This window comes from Sphingomonas sp. TREG-RG-20F-R18-01 (assembly GCF_022662475.1).
Lineage (GTDB): Bacteria > Pseudomonadota > Alphaproteobacteria > Sphingomonadales > Sphingomonadaceae > Sphingomonas.
In genome coordinates, this window is record NZ_JAKNQQ010000006.1 from 101308 (window position 1) to 119062 (window position 17755).

Genomic DNA, 17755 nt, shown 5'->3' on the forward strand with positions numbered 1-17755 from the left:
AGGCTACGAGCTGCAGCGCCCGGGACGGTTGTCCCGGGCGTTCGCGGGCAGGCTGGTCGCAACACCAGACCATTTCGGCGCATCGCTTCTGGCCCGGGCTTGCCGCGATCCGAAAACACGCGCTGGCGAAACGCTTCTGCCTGCCTGCTGCGTGGTGAACCGATGCGCGTCCTGACCTTGGCCCTGATCCTCGCTGGACTATCGCTCGGCCGGGAGGCCGGGCATGCGCAGGACCGGCCCACCGGAGCGCCGCTGGCTGGAGCTGGCGTCGATGCCGACCGACCCCACGTCGGGCGCCAGATGGGGCGGCTGTTCATCAGTCCGATGGGGGAGCCGTTCCGCGCACCCGCAGGAGGCAGGAACCCGATCGATGTCTGGTTCGACCAGGCCGACACCAACCATGACGGTGCGCTGACGGATGCCGAATTCGATGCCGATGCCGCACGGTTCTTCGCCATCCTGGATCGCGGTCATGACGGGGAGATCGATCCCGACGACATCGAAGTGTATGAGGACAGGATCGTTCCCGAAGTCCGGGTTGGCGGCGGCGGCGGCGGCGGGCGTGCCGCCGGATCGCACGGTCGGGGCGGCGGCGGGGGACGGCGTGGTGGTGGCGGCGGTGGCTTTGGCGGCGGGGGGCGTCGTAGTGGCGGCGACAATCGTGGCAGCGAGGGCGGCGATAGTGCGGCGCCGAGCCAGCCGGCCTATGACTCCGTACGGCAAGGCGCGGCGCGTTACGGCTTCTTCGACTATCCCGAGCCGATTACCGTGGCCGATACAGATTTCAATCGCGGCATCTCGCCCAAGGAATTCGAGGCAGCGGCGGACAGTCGGTTCGCGGTGCTGGACAAGAATGGCGACGGACGGGTCACGCGCGCCGAACTGCCCCGGTTCGATCCCCCCGCCGCCGCGCTCGCTCCGCCAAGCCGGCGACCGATGGTTCGTCCGCATCGCGACGAGGATCGCGACACGGACGGTTGATCCGGGTCAGGAGCCGGCGTCGGTAAGCCGGTCCAGTTGCCCGACGCTGAGGGTCAGGGCCATCGCGCCGAGCAGGTCCTCGACCTGTGCGACACTGGTCGCACTGGCGATCGGCGCGGTGACGGCCGGCTGTTCCTTGAGCCATGCCAGTGCGATCTGTGCGAGGCTCGATCCCGTTTCCTCCGCAACCGTATCCATCGCAGCCAGCACGGCTGGTCCGGTCCCGTCCAGAAAAGCCTGCATCCGACCGCCGCGCACGCTCTTGCCGAAATCGTCCGCGCTGCGATATTTGCCGGTCAGGAACCCGGAAGCGAGGCCGTAATAGGGCACCGCACCGATGTTGTTCTCGACGCAATAGGATTGCAGCTCGCCTTCGAACTTGCTGCGGCTGACGAGGTTATATTCGGGCTGGAGCACGTGAAAATGCGGCAGCCCGTGCGCCCGCGCGGCATCGTTGGCGGACTTGAGGCGCTTGGCATGGAAGTTCGACGCACCGAGCGCGCGGACCTTGCCAGCGTCGACCAGCTTGCCGAACGCAGCAAGCACCTCTTCCTGCGGGACGGACTCGTCGTCCTGATGCGCGAAATACAGATCGATCGTCTCGATCCCGAGCCGTTGCAACGATGCCTCGCAGGCCGCGGCGATCCGCGCTGGCGCCAGCTTCTCGCCACCCTCGCCGGGGAGCATCCCGACCTTGGTCGCGATCTGGACCTTGTCGCGCTTGCCGCTCTGCTTCAGCCATGCGCCGATCACGCTCTCGGATTCGCCGCCTTTATGCCCGGGCACCCAGGCGGAATAGGCGTCGGCCGTGTCGATCATCGTCCCGCCGCCCGCGACGAAGGCGTCGAGCACCGCAAAGCTGGTGTCCCGGTCGGCGGTCCAGCCGAACACGTTGCCGCCCAGCACGAGCGGTGCGATGCGGAGGTCGGTGGCGCCGAGGCGGCGTAGGTCGGTCATTGGCTCTGTGCTCCGGAATCGTTGTCTTCGCCGCCCTCGTCATCGGGGACGATCTCGGCGGCGTTCATGTCTTCGCTGTTCGCATCGCGCGAGACAGCAGCGGCGTTTGAGGCCGCATCTTCGCCGGATGGCGTACCGGGGACGGACGATCCGCCGCCCGAGCACGCCGTCACCAGCAGCGCGGCCAGGACGATGGCCGCGCGCATCAGTTCTCGAGCTCGTTGCCAATGTCCTTTGCTGCCGCCCCGGCGCGATGCTTGGCGCGGTCCGCCTTTTCGCCGACCCGGTCGGCGGCATCGTCCGCCTTTTCCCCGAACCGGTCGGCGGCGCGGTCAGCCTTGTCGCCGAGGTTGGCGGTCTTGTTGCTCAGCGTGTCGCCAAATTTGTCCATCCGATCGGCCGCCGCGCCCAGCGCCGCATCGGTGTCGTCCCGCGCCTTGCGCGCGGTCTGGTTGACGTCGCCCGCGATCGAGTTCGCCGCTTCGGACGTGTCGTTCTGCGCCTTTTCGCTGCAGGCGGACATGCCGAACGCCGCAAGGGCAAGCATTGGGACGAGGGCGAGTTTGTAGGTCATGAAAGGCTCCCGTGGGGTTCGAGGGGAAGGTATCTACGCGCATAAACCCGCGCAACCGCGCAAAGGTCCGTATTGCGGCGGCGGAGCAAGCCGGGGGTTCGGAAGACAAATGTCCCCAGACCCGCGCACGTCGTTGACCCCATATAAAGATATCTTTATATGTCTGCCGGACATGACCATCGCCCTCGACATATTCCGCGCCCTGGCGGACGCGACGCGGCTGCGGATCGTAGCGTTGCTACGGACCATGGAGCTATCGGTCGGCGAGCTTGCGCAGGTGCTCGGGCAAAGCCAACCGCGGGTGTCGCGACACGTCAAGATCCTGTGCGACGCGGGCCTGGCCGAACGGCGCAAGGAAGGCAGCTGGGTGTTCGTCGCGCTGGGGGCTGGAGCGACCGTCGGACCGGTGGTGGCGGCGCTCGACCATTGGGCGACGCTGTCGCCCGACCATTGGGCGGTGGCGGATGCGGCGCGGCTCGCGGCGGTGCGGGCGGATCGCGCGGCATCGGCGGCGAGCTGGTTCGAGGCGAATGCCGGGCAATGGGATGCGATCCGATCGCTGCACATTGCCGAGAGCGAGGTCGAGGCGGCCATCTCAGCGGTCCTCGGCGATACGGCGATTGGCCAGTTGATCGATATCGGTACCGGCACCGGCCGGATGCTCGAACTGTTCGCCGGGCGCGCGCAGCAGGCGCTCGGGATCGATCGTTCGTCCGAAATGCTGCGACTGGCGCGCGCCAAATTGTCCGAGCGCGGGCTGACCAATACCGAGCTGCGTCAGGCCGATCTCTACGCGCTGCCGCTTGCCGATGGCGCGGCGGACGTCGCGATCGTCCACCACGTGCTCCACTTCGCGCAACAGCCAGGCGCGGCGATCGCCGAGGCGGCGCGGGTGCTGACGACGGGTGGCCGCCTGCTGATCGCCGATTTCGCCGCGCATGACCGCGAGGAACTGCGCGCGCAGGACGGGCATACGCGGCTCGGCTTCGCGGACGAGCAGATGGCGACGTGGTTCGCGGCGGCTGGGTTGATCCTCGAGCGGACCGAGACGCTGATGGGGGGCGAACTGACGGTCAAATTGTGGCTCGCGCGCAAACGCGACGCGACGCGTTCCGGAATACGAGAGGCGATGGCGGCATGACGATTTCGGTAAACCAGCTCGAGGAGGCGCGGCGCGCGCTCGAAGCGCCTTTGTTCGCGGATCTCGCGGGCGATGCGGCGGTGTCGTTCGAATTCTTCCCGCCCAAGACCGAGAAGATGGAAGAGGCGCTCTGGGAGACGGTGCGCACGCTCGAACCCTTCGCGCCCGAGTTCGTCTCGGTGACGTACGGCGCTGGCGGGACGACGCGTGACCGGACGCACGCGACCGTGGCGCGGATCCAGCGCGAGACGACGATCCCCGCGGCGGCACATCTGACCTGCGTCGAGGCATCGCGCGGCGAGATCGACGAGATCGCGCAGGCATATTGGGCGGCGGGGGTGCGGCATATCGTGGCACTTCGCGGCGATGCGCCGGGGGCGGACGGGTTCGCGCCACACCCCGACGGCTATACCAATGCGGCGGATCTGGTGGTGGGGCTCAAGCGGCTCCATCCCTTCGAGATTTCGGTTGCGGCCTATCCCGAATGCCATCCGGACTCGAAGGGCCACAGCGACGACCTCGACAATCTCAAGCGCAAGCTCGATGCGGGCGCGACGCGCGGGATCACGCAATTCTTCTTCGAACCCGAGACCTTCTTCCGGTTCCGCGATCGTGCGGCTGCGGCGGGGATCGATGCGCCGATGGTGCCGGGGATCATGCCGGTCACCAATTTCCAGAGCATCGTCAAGATGTCGGCGCTGTGCGGCACCGAGGTTCCCGCGTGGATGGGGCGGTTGTTCGAGGGGCTCGACGATCATGCGGGCGCGCGCGGGCTGATCGCGGCGACGCTGGCGGCGGAGTTGTGCCGCAAGCTGTATGCGGGGGATGTGCGGGACTTTCATTTTTATACGCTCAACCGTGCCGAGCTGAGCTTCGCGATCTGCCATTTGCTGGGGCTGCGGGCGAAGACCGTGGCGAAAGCGGCGGCGGCGTGAATCGTTAAAGCCCTTCCCCTTCAGGGGAGGGGTTGGGGTGGGGCCGAACAGCAGGGGCGCGCTCTCTGCGAGGCACAGCCCGACCCCCAACCCCTCCCCTGAAGGGGAGGGGCTTTAGATAGTGGACCTGTAGTATGACGATCCGTGAAACATTCCTTGCCGAGGCCGCCAAGCGCATCCTCATCACCGACGGCGCGTTCGGGACCGAGATACAGAACTGGAAGCTGTCCGAGGCTGACTATGCCGGTGGCCTTGGCCTCGCCAGGGACCAGAAGGGCAACAACGACATCCTCGCGCTGACCAAGCGCGAAGTGCCCGAGGCGATCCACCGCGCCTATTTCGAGGCTGGCGCGGACATTGCCGAGACCAACACCTTTTCGGCCAATCGCATCAGTCAGGCCGATTACGCCGCCGAGCATCTGGTGCGCGAAATCAACGTCGAGAGCGCCAGGCTCGCGCGGTCGATCGCGGACGAATATCAGGCGAAGGACGGCCGCCCGCGCTTTGTCGCGGGCGCGATCGGGCCGACCAACAAGACGCTGTCGCTCAGCCCCGACGTCAACGATCCGGGCTTCCGCGAGATCGACTTCGATTATCTGAAGGGCGTGTACCGCGAGCAGACCGACGCGCTGATCGAGGGCGGGGCGGATTTCATCCTGGTCGAGACGGTGTTCGACACGCTGAATGCCAAGGCCGCGATCATGGCGGCGCTCGAGGCGGGCGAGGCGCTTGGGCGTGACGTGCCGATCATGCTGTCGATGACGCTGACCGATCTGTCGGGGCGGAATTTGTCGGGGCATACGGTCGAGGCGTTCTGGCACGCGGTGCGCCACGCCAGGCCGGTGACGATCGGGCTCAATTGCTCGTTCGGCGCGGAGCAGTTGCGGCCGCATGTTCGGACGCTTTCCGATATCTGCGACACGCTGATCATGGTCTATCCCAATGCCGGGCTGCCCAACGAGCTTGGCGAATATGACGAAATGCCGCACACCACCGCCGGCCTTGTCGGCGAATGGGCGCAGGCGGGGCAAGTCAACGTGCTCGGCGGCTGCTGCGGATCGACGCCGGCGCACATCAAGGCGATTGCGGACGGGGTGCGCGGGCTGACGCCGCGCGCGCTGCCGGTGCCGCCGGTGGTGACGCGGCTCGCCGGGCTCGAGCCGATGACGATGGCGGCGTGAATTCTCCCTCTCCCCGCTTGCGGGGAGAGGGCAAGCGAGCGAAGCGAAGCGGGGGAGAGGGGCAGTATCGGGCAACAGCGCTTGATACTGCCCCTCTCCCCGACCCTCTCCCCGCAAGCGGGGAGAGGGAGAAGGAAACGTAATGACGACCACCAATTCCTCGACCAATTTCGTCAACATCGGTGAGCGCACCAACGTCACCGGTTCGGCGCGCTTCAAGAAGCTCATCATGGCGGGCGATTATCCCGCCGCGGTCGAGGTCGCGCGGCAGCAGGTCGAGAGCGGTGCGCAAGTGCTCGACGTCAACATGGACGAGGGCCTGCTCGACGCCGAATATGCGATGGTCACCTTCCTCAAGCTGATCGCCGCCGAGCCCGACATCGCGCGCATCCCGTTCATGGTCGACAGCTCGAAATGGTCGGTGATCGAGGCGGGGCTCAAGTGCGTCAGCGGCAAGCCGATCGTCAATTCGATCAGCATGAAGGAAGGCGAGGAGCAGTTCCTGACGCAGGCCAAAAAGGTCATGCAGTATGGCGCAGCGGTCGTCGTGATGGCGTTCGACACCGTCGGGCAGGCCGACACGCGCGCACGCAAGCTCGAGATCTGTGGCCGCGCCTATGATCTGCTGATGGGGATCGGCTTTCCGCCTGAGGACATCATCTTCGATCCCAACATCTTCGCGGTCGCGACGGGGATCGAGGAGCATAACAACTATGCGGTCGACTTCATCGAGGCGTGCCGCGACATCAAGGCGCGCTGCCCGCACGCGCATATCTCGGGCGGCCTGTCGAACCTGTCGTTCAGCTTCCGCGGCAACGAGCCGGTGCGCCGCGCGATGCACTCGGTGTTCCTCTATTATGCGATTCCCGCGGGGCTCGACATGGCGATCGTCAATGCGGGGCAGCTCGACATCTACGACCAGATCGACCCGAAGCTGCGGCAGGCGTGCGAGGACGTCATCCTCAACACCGACGACGGCGCGACCGAGCGGCTGATCGCGCTCGCCGAGAGTTTCAAGGGTACCGATGCGGTCGCCGAGAAGGCGGCGGCGGAATGGCGCGGGCTGCCGGTCAACAAGCGGCTCGAATATGCGCTCGTCAAGGGCATCGACATGCATGTCGTCGAGGACACCGAGGAAGCGCGCCAGGCGATCTTCGACAAGGGCGGGCGCCCGATCGAAGTGATCGAGGGGCCGCTGATGGACGGGATGAACGTCGTCGGCGACCTTTTCGGATCGGGCAAGATGTTCCTGCCGCAGGTGGTGAAATCGGCGCGCGTGATGAAGAAGGCGGTGGCGCATCTGCTCCCCTTCATCGAGGCGGCGAAGGAGCCCGGCGCACGCGGCAAGGGCAAGATCATCATGGCGACCGTCAAGGGCGACGTGCATGACATCGGCAAGAACATCGTCGGCGTGGTGCTCCAGTGCAACGGCTTCGACGTGGTCGACATGGGGGTGATGGTCCCGTGGTCGGATATTCTGAAGGCCGCGAACGAGAATGACGCGGACATGATCGGCCTGTCGGGGCTGATCACGCCGTCGCTCGACGAGATGGTGACGGTTGCGGAGGAAATGCAGCGGGCGGGGATGACGATGCCGTTGCTGATCGGGGGCGCGACGACGTCGAAGGTCCACACCGCGTTGCGCATTGCGCCGGCGTATCAGGGGCCGGTGGTGCATGTGCTCGACGCGAGCCGTGCGGTTGGCGTTGCGTCGACCTTGGTGAGTGACACGATCCGTGACGAGTTCGTGCAGAAGACGTCGGATGAATATGAAGCGGTGCGCGTGGCGCGCGCGAACAAGGGGCAGAGCGAGCTCGTCCCGATCGAGGTCGCGCGGGCGAACGGGTTCGTGGCCGATATGGCGTTGAAGCCCGCCGCGCCTTTGCAGCCGGGCGTGCATGTGTTCGACGACTGGGATCTGGCGGATCTGCGCGAGCTGATCGACTGGACGCCGTTCTTCCGCGCGTGGGAGCTGGCGGGGAATTATCCGGCGATCCTGGATGACGAGATCGTTGGGGAAAGCGCGCGTAATCTGTTCGAGGATGCGCAGAAGATGCTCGATCAGATCATTGCGGAGAAGTGGCTGACGGCGAAGGGTGTGGCTGGGCTGTGGCCGTGCCGTAGGGAAGGGGATGATGTCGTTATTTCTCTTAAGCCCCTCCCCTTCAGGGGAGGGGTTGGGGGTGGGGCCGTGCCTGCTTCCGAAGGCCAGATTGCTGAACTGCCCCACCCCAACCCCTCCCCCGAGGGGGGGGGGCTAGAGGAAGTTAGAATGCCATTCCTGCGCCAGCAGATCGCGAAGCGCGAGGGGCGCGCGAACATGTGCCTGACCGACTTCATCGACCCCGCAGGCGACTGGATCGGCGGGTTCGCAGTCACTACCGGCCACGGCATCGACGCGCATCTCAATCGGTTCAAGGCGGATAACGACGATTATTCGGACATCCTGCTGAAAGCGCTCGCCGACCGTCTCGCAGAGGCGTTCGCCGAGCGGCTCCACCAGCATGTCCGCACGACGCTGTGGGGCTATGCCGAGGGCGAGCAACTCACCAACGATGCGCTGATCCGCGAGCAATATCGCGGCATCCGCCCCGCGCCGGGCTATCCCGCATGCCCGGACCACAGCGAGAAGCCGATGTTGTTCGAGCTGCTCGATGCGACCAACGCCACGGGCATCACGCTGACCGACAGCTTCGCGATGCTGCCGACCGCGGCGGTTTCGGGCTTCTACTTCGGGCACCCGCAGGCGGAGTATTTCGGCGTGGCGCGGGTAGGGCCCGACCAGTTGCATGACTATGCGACGCGGCGCGGGGTGGATCTGGCGACCGCGACGCGCTGGCTGCGGCCGAATCTGGACTAGCGCTGGAGGGCTGCCGCGGCGACGCTTCGCGTGGGGGCGTGGCATCGTGTTCATCCGAAGGAGCAGCGCCTGTCCCAGCGCGAGACGTGGCGCGATCAACCGGCTTGCGGTGGCGTGCCAGTGCGGCAAGCCGGACGCGTCGTTCGTGATGGAGTCCCCTGATGCGCCGTTTCGCCCCGCTGCTGGTCCTGACGCTTGCCGCGCTCGCTGCCATGCCCGCCGTCGCCGCGCCCAGGGCCGCACCGTTTACGATCGTGGAAACCGGGCAGGGTTTCGACACGATCGATGCCGCGGTGCAATCGGTGCGGATGGGCACGGCGACGATCCTGATCGCGCCGGGTGTCTATCATCAATGCACGGTGCAGGCCGGCGGCGTCGTCACCTTCAAGGCGGCGACGCCAGGTAGCGTGATCTTCGAGGGCACGACCTGCGAGGGCAAGGCGGCGTTCGTGCTGCGCGGGCAGGGATCGGTCGTCGACGGGATCGTGTTCCGCAAGATGCGCGTCGCGGATGGCAATGGCGCGGGGATCCGTACCGAGATCGGCGATCTGACGGTGCGCAACGCGACGTTTCTCGACAGCCAGGAGGGGATCCTCGGCGGGCATCCGTCGCGCCAGACGATCGTGATCGACCATTCGAGCTTCGCGGGGCTTGGGCAATGCGACCAGTCGACCGACTGCGCGCACGCGATCTACCTTGCCAACCAGGGCAGCGTCACGATCACCCGGTCGCGCTTCGAACGCGGCACCGGCGGGCATTACGTCAAGTTGCGCGTCCCGCACGTGACGATCACCGACGACAGCTTCGACGACACGCAGGGCACCAGGACCAACTACATGATCGACCTGCCGGAGGGCGCAACCGGGCTGATCGCGGGCAACACCTTCGTCCAAGGTCGCAACAAGGAGAATTGGACCGGCTTCGTCGTGGTGGGCGCCGAGGCCAGGACCTATCCGTCGGCCGGCCTGCGGGTCGAGGCAAACGACGCGCGGCTGGCGCCGGGGGAGACACGCAGCCCTGCTTTCGTGGCGGACTATAGCCGCGCCAGGCTGGTCATGGCGGCCAACCGGCTCGGTCCTGGCGTGCGCGCGTTCGAGACGCGCTGACGGCGCGGGACCACCGCCAGCGCCGCCCTTCCGGCATGCGCCGCTAGCGGCAGGGTGCGCCCGCACGGGCGAGATCGAGGCACTTGCCGTCGACCTTGGGCGCGACTAGCGTCAGCCCGATCTGGCGGGCCAGCGTCGGCGCGATGTCGACCGTCTCGATGCTGCCGGGATGCTCGAACCCGGTCATCCCCTTGCGCCAGAACAGGATCGGTACGCGGCGGTCATAGTCGTACGGGCTGCCGTGCGTCGCGACATAGCCCTTGGTCGGATCGGGAATCGGCGTCACGCGGGGCTTGAGGAAGACGATCAGCTCGCCCGAACGCCCGACCTTGTACGACGCCCGGGCACGCTGGATCATCGACCATTTCTCCGGCGGTCCCTTGGGCGCAGGCGTGGCCACGATCTGCGCGGCGGTGAACACTTCGGCGACCTGCGGGTTCGCCTTGTAATAGGCGACCGCTGCGTCCTGCACCGCGCGCCGCTGCGCGAGCGTGATGTCGCGCGCGAGATAGACGTCGCCATTGGGGATGTCGCCGAACAGCACCGGCTTGGCGATCCCGAGCTTCGCCGCGATCTCCCTGCCCACGATCAACGGCGCGAGCGCGATCTTGGCGCGCTGGGCATCGGGCAGCCCGGCGTCGATTTCGCGTTCGGGAATGTCGTTGCCGCCGTGGTCGGCGGTCAGCACCAGCTCATAATCGACTCCGGTCCGGTCGAGCACGTCGAAGAACGAGCCGAGCGTCGCATCGAGCTGCTGGAGCTGGATGCACATTTCGGCGCCTTCGGTGCCGTAGGTATGGCCGATGTAATCGGTCGCGGAGGCACCGACGTCGATGATGTCGGTCGTATCGCCCTGGCCGAGCTTCATGTCCTGGACCAGCCCGGCAGCCAGCGCGACGACCGCGCCGTCGAAGGCGGGGGAGGCGCGGAAGGCGCTGGCATTGCCAGCATCGCGCGCGAAATGTCCTGCGCCGACGGTCTTGCCCGCGCCGAGCGGGATCGCGCGGTCGTGTGGCTTGCAGATCTCTGGAACGTCGAGCGCCGCCTGCGGGGCGGCGATCCGTGCCGCGATCGCGGCATTGGCGCGGGCGACGACGGGTGGCGTGGCGCGACCGGCGTAGCTGACCATTGCCTTGCCGTTCCACCACCAGAGCTCGTCGACGGTATGGCCGCCCATCATCACCGCGGCGCGATCCTTGCCCGCAACCGACACGACCCGCACCCTGGGGTTGGCGGCCTTCATCCGCTCGCCCAGCGTGGGCACAAGCAGATGCTTGTCGGACACGGTGTAGTTGCCGTCATGCGTGGTGCCGGGGATGGTTTCGTCCTCCGCGCAATACACCGTCTTGTCGGCGCGCGCGACCGAGAGGTCGATCCAGTTGTTCGCGATGATACCGGTGTGCTCGGGCCGAAAGCCGGTCAGGATGGTCGAGTGACCCGGGCAGGTTTCGGTCGCGGCGTGGCTCTGATACCCGCTCGGGAAGACCGCGCCCTTCTGCAGACGCGCGAGGCCGCCGGTAAACGATCCGCGATATTCACCGAACAGGTCTGCCGAGAACTGATCGACCGAGATCACGACGATCAGCTTGGGCGGAGTTGCGGCGGCACCCCGTGCCGGCGCATTCTGCGCGGCGAGCGGTGCGCCCGCCAGGGACAGAGCGATCGCCAGGATGGACGCGGTTCGTTTCACGACGGATTCTCCGAATTGGACGGCGGGCAGACTTCGCCGCTATGGCCCGAGGGTTCGGGCTCGACAAGGACGTGCGATGCGCTGGTTTCACGACGTTGTGGTTACGCTATTCGCGCTGTTGCTCGTGGGAAGCGCGGCGCAGGCTCAGGCGGCGACGCTGGATCCCGCGGGCGCGGGCACGCATCTGAAGATCACGCTGGTCGCCGAGAGCGATCGGCCGATGGCGGGCACGAGCGTGACCCTCGCGCTGGCAAGTGTCCCGGCGCCGGGATGGCACGGCTATTGGCAGAATCCCGGCGATGCGGGCTTCCCGGCAAAGCTCGACTGGACACTGCCCAAGGGAGCGAGCGCGACCGAGCCTGCCTATCCCGTTCCGGGAACCCTGATCGTCGCGGACCTGATGAACTACGTGTTCGAGCGTCCCTATGCGCCGTTGGTCACGCTGAAGATCCCGGCCGGGCTGGCGGTCGGAACGCCGCTGCCGGTGCGGTTGAAGACCAATTACCTCGTCTGCTCGGCTGAAGTCTGCGTTCCCGAATCGGCGGATTTGTCGATCGACCTGGTCGTCGGCGACGGTACGATCACGCCGCAGGCCCGCGCACGGTTCGACGCGTGGCGGCGTGCGGTGCCGAAACCGCTCGACGCACGCGCGACCTATCAGACCGGGAACGGCCGGATCCGCATCGCAGTGCCGTATCCGGCGGGCGCGGCGCTGACGAAGGCCTATTTCTACCCGATCACCACCGGGATGATCGATTATGCCGCGGCGCAGACGGTGACCCAGGACGGCGACCGGATCCTGATCGAAACCAATGCGGCGACAACGCCGGCGGCTGCCGGCACCGCATTACAGGGCGTCCTGCAGATCGGGGCGCGGCAAGGGCTCGTCGTCACCGCCGCGGCGGGTACGGTGGCCGCATCGCACACGGCGCCGGCGTCGGGGCAATCGCTCGGCGGCGCGAGCGTCGCGACCGCGACGCTCCTTGCCTTTGCCGGGGCGGTGCTCGGTGGATTGATTCTGAACATCATGCCCTGCGTCTTCCCGATCCTCAGCCTGAAGGCGCTCAGCCTGGCGCGGGGCCATCTCGACGAACGCGCCGCGCGGCACGAGGCGCTGGCCTATGCCGCGGGCGTGATCGCGGTCTGCGTCGCCCTCGGTGGGGTGATCCTGGCGTTGCGTGCCGGGGGGACGGCGGTCGGCTGGGCGTTCCAGTTGCAGGATCCGCAGGCGATCGTCGTGCTGTTGCTGCTGACCGTCGCGCTCGCGCTCAACCTCAGCGGGCTGTTCGAAATCCCGACACCCGCCTTCGTCAACCGCAGCGGGGGCGCGGGCGGGGCATTCGCGACCGGCGCGCTCGCGGCGTTCATTGCAACGCCCTGCACCGGGCCATTCATGGGGGCGGCACTGGGGGCGGCCCTGGTGCTGCCGTGGGCGGCGGCGCTGGCGGTATTCGCCGGACTGGGGATCGGGCTGGCGCTGCCATTCCTAGCGCTTGGGTTCATACCTGCATTGCGGCGGCGGCTGCCGAAGCCGGGGCTGTGGATGGAGACGTTCCGGCGGATCCTGGCAATCCCGATGTGGCTGACCGCCATCGCGCTGGCCTGGGTGCTCGGGCATGAGGCGGGGGTCAATGGCATGGCGATCGGTCTGGTCGTGGCTTTCGGGATGGCGGTGCTGCTGTGGATCGCGGGCGCGCGGCAGGCGAGGGGCCTTGCGATCGGCGTGGTGCTCAGCGCGCTACTACTGGCGACCGTCGTGGCCGGGGCGTGGCTGATCGCTGGGCAGCACCCGGATGCCATCGGCGCACCCGCACTCGCGCCCGGCGGGGCGGAACCGTTTAGCGAGGCACGGCTGGCCGCGTTGCAAAAGGAAGGACGGCCGGTCTTCGTTTATTTCACCGCCGACTGGTGCCTGACCTGCAAGGTCAACGAGAAGATCGCGATCGAGACCGATGCTACCCGCAAGGCATTTGCCGATCACAAGGTCGCGGTCCTGATCGGAGACTGGACCAACGGCGATCCGATGATGGGGCGTTTCATCGAGGCGCATAATCGCGCAGGCGTTCCGCTGTACCTCTATTATGCCCCGGGCGTCGCCGAGCCACGCGTCTTGCCGCAAGTGCTGACCTCTGCGATGCTGGTCGGATTATGAAACCCTGGATCCTCGCAGCGCTTTGCGCGCCGATGCTGCTGTTGACGACCGCCGCAATCGACGCGCCGCCGTCCTGGTCGCAACCGATCAAGCCGTTCAAGGTGGCGGGGCCGATTTGGTACGTCGGTACGCGCGGGCTGGCGGTCTATGCGATCGTTGCGCGGGAAGGGACGATCCTCGTCAGCGGCCCGATGGCGAAGGAGGCGGGGCAGGTCGAACGCAACCTGGTCGCGATCGGCGTTCAGCCGCGACAGGTAAAATGGATTCTCAACTCGCACGCGCATTTCGACCATGCCGCCGCCTTCGCCGAATTGCGGCGATGGAGCGGGGCAAGGGTGGTGTCGTCCGCCGGGGATACGACCGCGCTCCGGCGCGGACGGCATGAGGCCGACAACGACAACGGCTTTACCCGTTTCCCCTCGGTTGCGGTCGATCGGGTCGTCGGCGACGGCGAACAGGTTCGCGTCGGCCGGATCGCGATCACCGCGGTGTTGACGCCGGGCCATACCCCCGGCTGCACCACCTGGTCGCTCCCCATCGTGGACGGCGGGCGGTCGCTGCAGGTCGTGTTCCCGTGCAGCATCACGGTCGCGGGCAATCATCTCGTCAACAACCGGGCCTATCCGGGGATCGATAGCGACTATCGCCACAGTTTCGATCGATTGGCCGCGTTGCATGCCGACATCGTCCTGCCGATGCATCCCGAGATCGCGGACGTTCTGGAACGTGCAGCCCGGCGGGATGACGGGGATGCGCAGGCGTTCGTAGACCCGACGATCCTCCCCGGTATCGTCGCGGCGGCCCGGACGGACTATGCCGCTGCATTGGATACGCGACGCAAGCGCTGATCCACGCGCGAAATCCGCTTGTGCGCCGCAACAATCCATCGCAGCATGGAACCCGCACGCAGTTGGGGGCTTTATCGTTCGATGGGGATAGGGCAGGCGTTCGACGAAATCATGGGAAATGGCGGGAGCACGATCCCGCGGTCCGAACTCGCCGCGCTTGGCGAGTGGATCGAGACCACGCCCTCCAACGAATTGCGCCGACGTCAGCAATCTGCCGAGGCCACGTTCCGCCAGCTCGGCATCACGTTCGCGGTCTATGGCGACAGCGATGCCAGCGAGCGCATCATCCCGTTCGACATCGTTCCCCGGATTTTCCTTGCCGACGAATGGACTCGGCTCTCCGAGGGGCTGGTACAGCGGGTCGAGGCGATCAATGCGTTCCTGCACGACATCTACGGTGAACGTCGGATCCTGGCAGAAGGCGTGCTGCCGGCGGATCTGATCTTCGGCAATCCGCAATTCCGCCCCGAGATTGCGGGCATCCGGCCGCCGCACGACATCTGGGCGCATATCTGCGGGATCGATCTGGTGCGGACCGGGCCGGACGACTTCTATGTACTCGAGGACAATGCGCGCACGCCGTCAGGGGTCAGCTACATGCTGGAGAACCGGGAGGCGATGCTGCGGCTGTGTCCGGAACTGTTCCGGTCGTTCCGCGTGGCGGCGGTCGATTCCTATCCGGACAAGCTGCTCGAGACGATGAAGTCGGTCGCGCCGAGCGGCGTCGCTGCCCCGGTGTGTGTCGTGCTGACGCCGGGACATTACAACTCGGCTTATTACGAGCACAGCTTCCTCGCCGATTCGATGGGCGTCGAACTGGTCGAGGCGGCCGACCTGGTGGTCGACGACGACGTCGTGTGGATGCGGACGATCGCGGGACTGGTGAAGGTCGATGTGATCTACCGGCGGATCGACGACGACTATCTCGACCCGCTGGTCTTCCGGCCGGATTCGATGCTGGGTGTGCCCGGGCTCATTGCCGCCTATGCCGCGGGCAACGTCGCCTTGCTCAACGCGCCCGGCAACGGGATCGCCGATGACAAGGCGATCTATTCGTACATGCCAGAAATCGTACGCTTCTATTCCGGCGGCGAGCCGAAGCTGCGCAATGTCGAGACGTGGCGCTGCCGGGAGCCGCAGTCGCTGAAATATGTACTCGAAAATCTGGAACACGTCGTCGTGAAGCTGGTCGACGGGTCGGGCGGCTACGGCATGCTGGTCGGTCCGACCGCGACCAAGGCCGAGATCGAGACGTTCCGCGCCGCGCTGATCGCCGAACCGCATCGCTATATCGCGCAGCCGACGCTGGCGCTGTCGACCGTGCCGACCTTGGCGGATGCGGGACTGGCGCCGCGTCACGTCGACTTCCGACCGTTCGTGCTGACTGGCTCGAAGGGCGTGCAGGTCGTTCCCGGTGGCCTGACCCGGGTGGCGCTCAAGGAAGGATCGCTCGTCGTCAATTCGTCGCAGGGCGGCGGGACCAAGGATAGCTTCGTACTGATGGACAATGGCGCGGGGGCGCAGGCGCAGGTGTCGGATGCGCTCGGCCAGGCGCAGGTCCAGACCCTCGGGCAGCCGCTCTGATGCTCAGTCGGACCGCATCCTCCCTGTATTGGCTCGGCCGTTATGTCGAGCGCGCCGATTTCATCGCACGACTGGTGGAGGCGACGGTGCGGCTCGACGTGCTGTCGCCGCGTCCCGCGGGCGAGGCGGCCTGGGCGTCCGCGTTGGCGGTGACGGAGACCGACACCGCGTTCGCTGCCTCTGGGCAGGCGATCACGAAGAGCAACGTCGCGCGGTTCATGACGCTCGATTCGAGCCACCCGGGTTCGATCGTGCGGGCGCTCGATATGGCGCGCAACAATGCCCGGGCGGTGCGCACCGCGCTGACGCGGGAGGCTTGGACCGCGATCAACGGCGCCTGGCTGATCTTCGACCGCCGCGCGAGCGCCGGAAGCGCGATGGCGACGCTCAATCTGGTCGAGGCGGTCAAGGCGGAGACACGCGGGTTCGAGGGGGCGATCCACCGGATGCTGCGCAACCAGACGACCTGGTTCATCCGCCTGGGGCAGGCGATCGAACGCGCCGACAACACCGCGCGGCTGCTCGACGTGAAATATCACATCCTCCTGCCCGAGGGCGAGCGGGTGGGCGGGGTCGTCGACCGCGATCAATGGACGACGATCCTCCAGACCGTGTCCGCCGTGACGGCGTATCGCTGGCTCTATTCGGAGGGGCTGAGGCCCTCCAACGTGATCGACCTGCTGATCGCACGCGCGGAACTTCCGCGCAGCCTTGCGGCCTCGGTCGAAGAAGCGGTCGACATCCTGAACCTGCTGGCCAAGCGGACCGGGCTGCACGGCGAGGCGGACCGCATGGCGCGCGCGCGCCAGGCGCGGATCGCGCGGACCAAGTCCGGCGAAGTGATCGCCGGCGGCCTGCATCAGTATTTGCAGGGCTTCATCGCCGAGAACGACCGTCTGCACCTGGCGGTCGGTCGGCAGTTCAAGTTCAGCTGATGCGGTTATCGGTCGATCATCGCACGACGTATCGCTTTACCGCGCCGCAGGCCCGTCTCACGCAGATGCTCCGGCTGATCCCGGAGGATACGCATGACCAGTCGGTCGCGGGGTGGAACCTGCATGTCGATTGCGATGCGCGGATGCGGCATGGCCGCGATGGGTTCGGCAATCGTATCACCATGCTGTATGTCGCCGGGCCGATCTCGGACATCGAGATCGCGGTCTCGGGTGAAGTGCTGACGCATCGGTCGAACGGCATCGTCCATGGCGCGCACGAAGCGCTGCCGCCCGCCGTATTCCTCCGCACGACGCCGCTGACTCTGGCCGATGCGGAGATCGCCGCCTTCGCCGCCGGTATCACCGAGACTGACCCGGTGGCACGGCTGCATGCGCTCAACATCGCGATCAAGCGTCGGTTCGCGCTGGATCATGGCCGGCCGATCGCAGGTCGCACCGCGACCGAAGCGTTCGCCGAGGGGGCGGTGAGTTCGCGGGATCTCGCCCAGGTGTTCCTCGCGGCCGCGCGCACGCTGGGCGTGGCGGCGCGCTACGTGTCCGGGTATAGCCCGGTATGCCAGGCCAAGGCGGATGGACGTCCCGCGCCGCATGGATGGGTCGAGGCATATGTCGATCGCCTGGGCTGGGTCGCGTTCGATCCCTCGACCGGGTTGAGCGCCGACGAAGCCTATGTCCGCGTGGCGGTGGCGCTCGACTCAGCCGGTGCCGCACCGGTGGCGGGATCGCGGCTGGGCGAGGGCGTGGAAACGCTCGACGTGGATCTGCACGTCGGCGGAAACGGGCAGTAGCG

At 66.8% G+C, this 17755-nt stretch carries 15 protein-coding genes; 11 read left to right on the top strand and 4 right to left on the bottom strand.

Annotated elements, in window-relative coordinates:
* Positions 1-162: 162 nt before the first annotated feature.
* On the top strand, positions 163-981 hold the full coding sequence (locus L8K25_RS16175; RefSeq protein ID WP_242140012.1) for an EF-hand domain-containing protein: 819 nt from the start codon (positions 163-165) through the stop codon (positions 979-981).
* Between the two features lie 6 nt (positions 982-987).
* Here the strand turns inward: L8K25_RS16175 and L8K25_RS16180 are convergent, their stop codons facing one another.
* Genes L8K25_RS16180 through L8K25_RS16190 form a run of 3 tightly spaced genes read right to left on the bottom strand, consistent with a single transcriptional unit; the run spans position 988 to position 2512 of the window.
* Positions 988-1938 carry an aldo/keto reductase gene (locus L8K25_RS16180; protein ID WP_242140013.1) on the bottom strand — a complete coding sequence of 317 codons (951 nt, stop codon included), beginning with the start codon at positions 1936-1938 and terminating at the stop codon, positions 988-990.
* Positions 1935-2144 carry a hypothetical protein gene (locus L8K25_RS16185; RefSeq protein ID WP_242140014.1) on the bottom strand — a complete coding sequence of 70 codons (210 nt, stop codon included), beginning with the start codon at positions 2142-2144 and terminating at the stop codon, positions 1935-1937. The genes L8K25_RS16180 and L8K25_RS16185 overlap by 4 nt, the downstream gene beginning before the upstream one ends.
* Entirely contained in the window at positions 2144-2512 is a 369-nt protein-coding gene (locus tag L8K25_RS16190; protein ID WP_242140015.1) for a hypothetical protein, read from the bottom strand. Before L8K25_RS16190 ends, L8K25_RS16185 begins: the two co-directional genes overlap by 1 nt.
* A gap of 172 nt (positions 2513-2684) precedes the next feature.
* On the opposite strand from L8K25_RS16190, the gene L8K25_RS16195 reads away from it, so the two are divergent.
* From L8K25_RS16195 to L8K25_RS16215, 5 genes are all read left to right on the top strand, one after another.
* On the top strand, positions 2685-3653 hold the full coding sequence (locus L8K25_RS16195; protein ID WP_242140016.1) for a metalloregulator ArsR/SmtB family transcription factor: 969 nt from the start codon (positions 2685-2687) through the stop codon (positions 3651-3653).
* Positions 3650-4588: a methylenetetrahydrofolate reductase [NAD(P)H] gene (metF, locus tag L8K25_RS16200; RefSeq protein WP_242140017.1), complete on the top strand. Its 939-nt coding sequence runs from the start codon at positions 3650-3652 to the stop codon at positions 4586-4588. Before L8K25_RS16195 ends, metF begins: the two co-directional genes overlap by 4 nt.
* A gap of 134 nt (positions 4589-4722) precedes the next feature.
* Positions 4723-5769, top strand: a complete 1047-nt coding sequence (locus L8K25_RS16205; protein ID WP_242140018.1) for a homocysteine S-methyltransferase family protein — start codon at positions 4723-4725, stop codon at positions 5767-5769.
* A gap of 142 nt (positions 5770-5911) precedes the next feature.
* Complete coding sequence (gene metH, locus L8K25_RS16210; RefSeq protein WP_242140019.1) at positions 5912-8629, top strand: methionine synthase; 2718 nt, start codon at positions 5912-5914, stop codon at positions 8627-8629.
* 161 nt (positions 8630-8790) lie between these two features.
* The gene (locus L8K25_RS16215) at positions 8791-9735 is read left to right on the top strand and encodes a right-handed parallel beta-helix repeat-containing protein (RefSeq protein WP_242140020.1); all 945 of its coding nucleotides are present in this window, start codon (positions 8791-8793) and stop codon (positions 9733-9735) included.
* Positions 9736-9778: 43 nt separating this feature from the next.
* Here L8K25_RS16215 and L8K25_RS16220 read toward each other — a convergent pair whose 3' ends face one another.
* Entirely contained in the window at positions 9779-11404 is a 1626-nt protein-coding gene (locus L8K25_RS16220) for an alkaline phosphatase family protein (protein WP_242140183.1), read from the bottom strand.
* 97 nt (positions 11405-11501) lie between these two features.
* On the opposite strand from L8K25_RS16220, the gene L8K25_RS16225 reads away from it, so the two are divergent.
* From L8K25_RS16225 to L8K25_RS16245, 5 genes are all read left to right on the top strand, one after another.
* Positions 11502-13577, top strand: a complete 2076-nt coding sequence (locus L8K25_RS16225) for a thioredoxin family protein (protein ID WP_242140021.1) — start codon at positions 11502-11504, stop codon at positions 13575-13577.
* Positions 13574-14425, top strand: a complete 852-nt coding sequence (gene bla, locus L8K25_RS16230; RefSeq protein WP_242140022.1) for a subclass B3 metallo-beta-lactamase — start codon at positions 13574-13576, stop codon at positions 14423-14425. The genes L8K25_RS16225 and bla overlap by 4 nt, the downstream gene beginning before the upstream one ends.
* Before the next feature lie 81 nt (positions 14426-14506).
* Positions 14507-16009: a circularly permuted type 2 ATP-grasp protein gene (locus L8K25_RS16235; RefSeq protein WP_242140184.1), complete on the top strand. Its 1503-nt coding sequence runs from the start codon at positions 14507-14509 to the stop codon at positions 16007-16009.
* The gene (locus L8K25_RS16240) at positions 16009-16944 is read left to right on the top strand and encodes an alpha-E domain-containing protein (RefSeq protein ID WP_242140023.1); all 936 of its coding nucleotides are present in this window, start codon (positions 16009-16011) and stop codon (positions 16942-16944) included. The genes L8K25_RS16235 and L8K25_RS16240 overlap by 1 nt, the downstream gene beginning before the upstream one ends.
* Positions 16944-17753, top strand: coding sequence for a transglutaminase family protein (locus L8K25_RS16245; protein ID WP_242140024.1), 810 nt, complete (start codon positions 16944-16946; stop codon positions 17751-17753). The genes L8K25_RS16240 and L8K25_RS16245 overlap by 1 nt, the downstream gene beginning before the upstream one ends.
* The last annotated feature ends 2 nt before the right edge of the window (positions 17754-17755 follow it).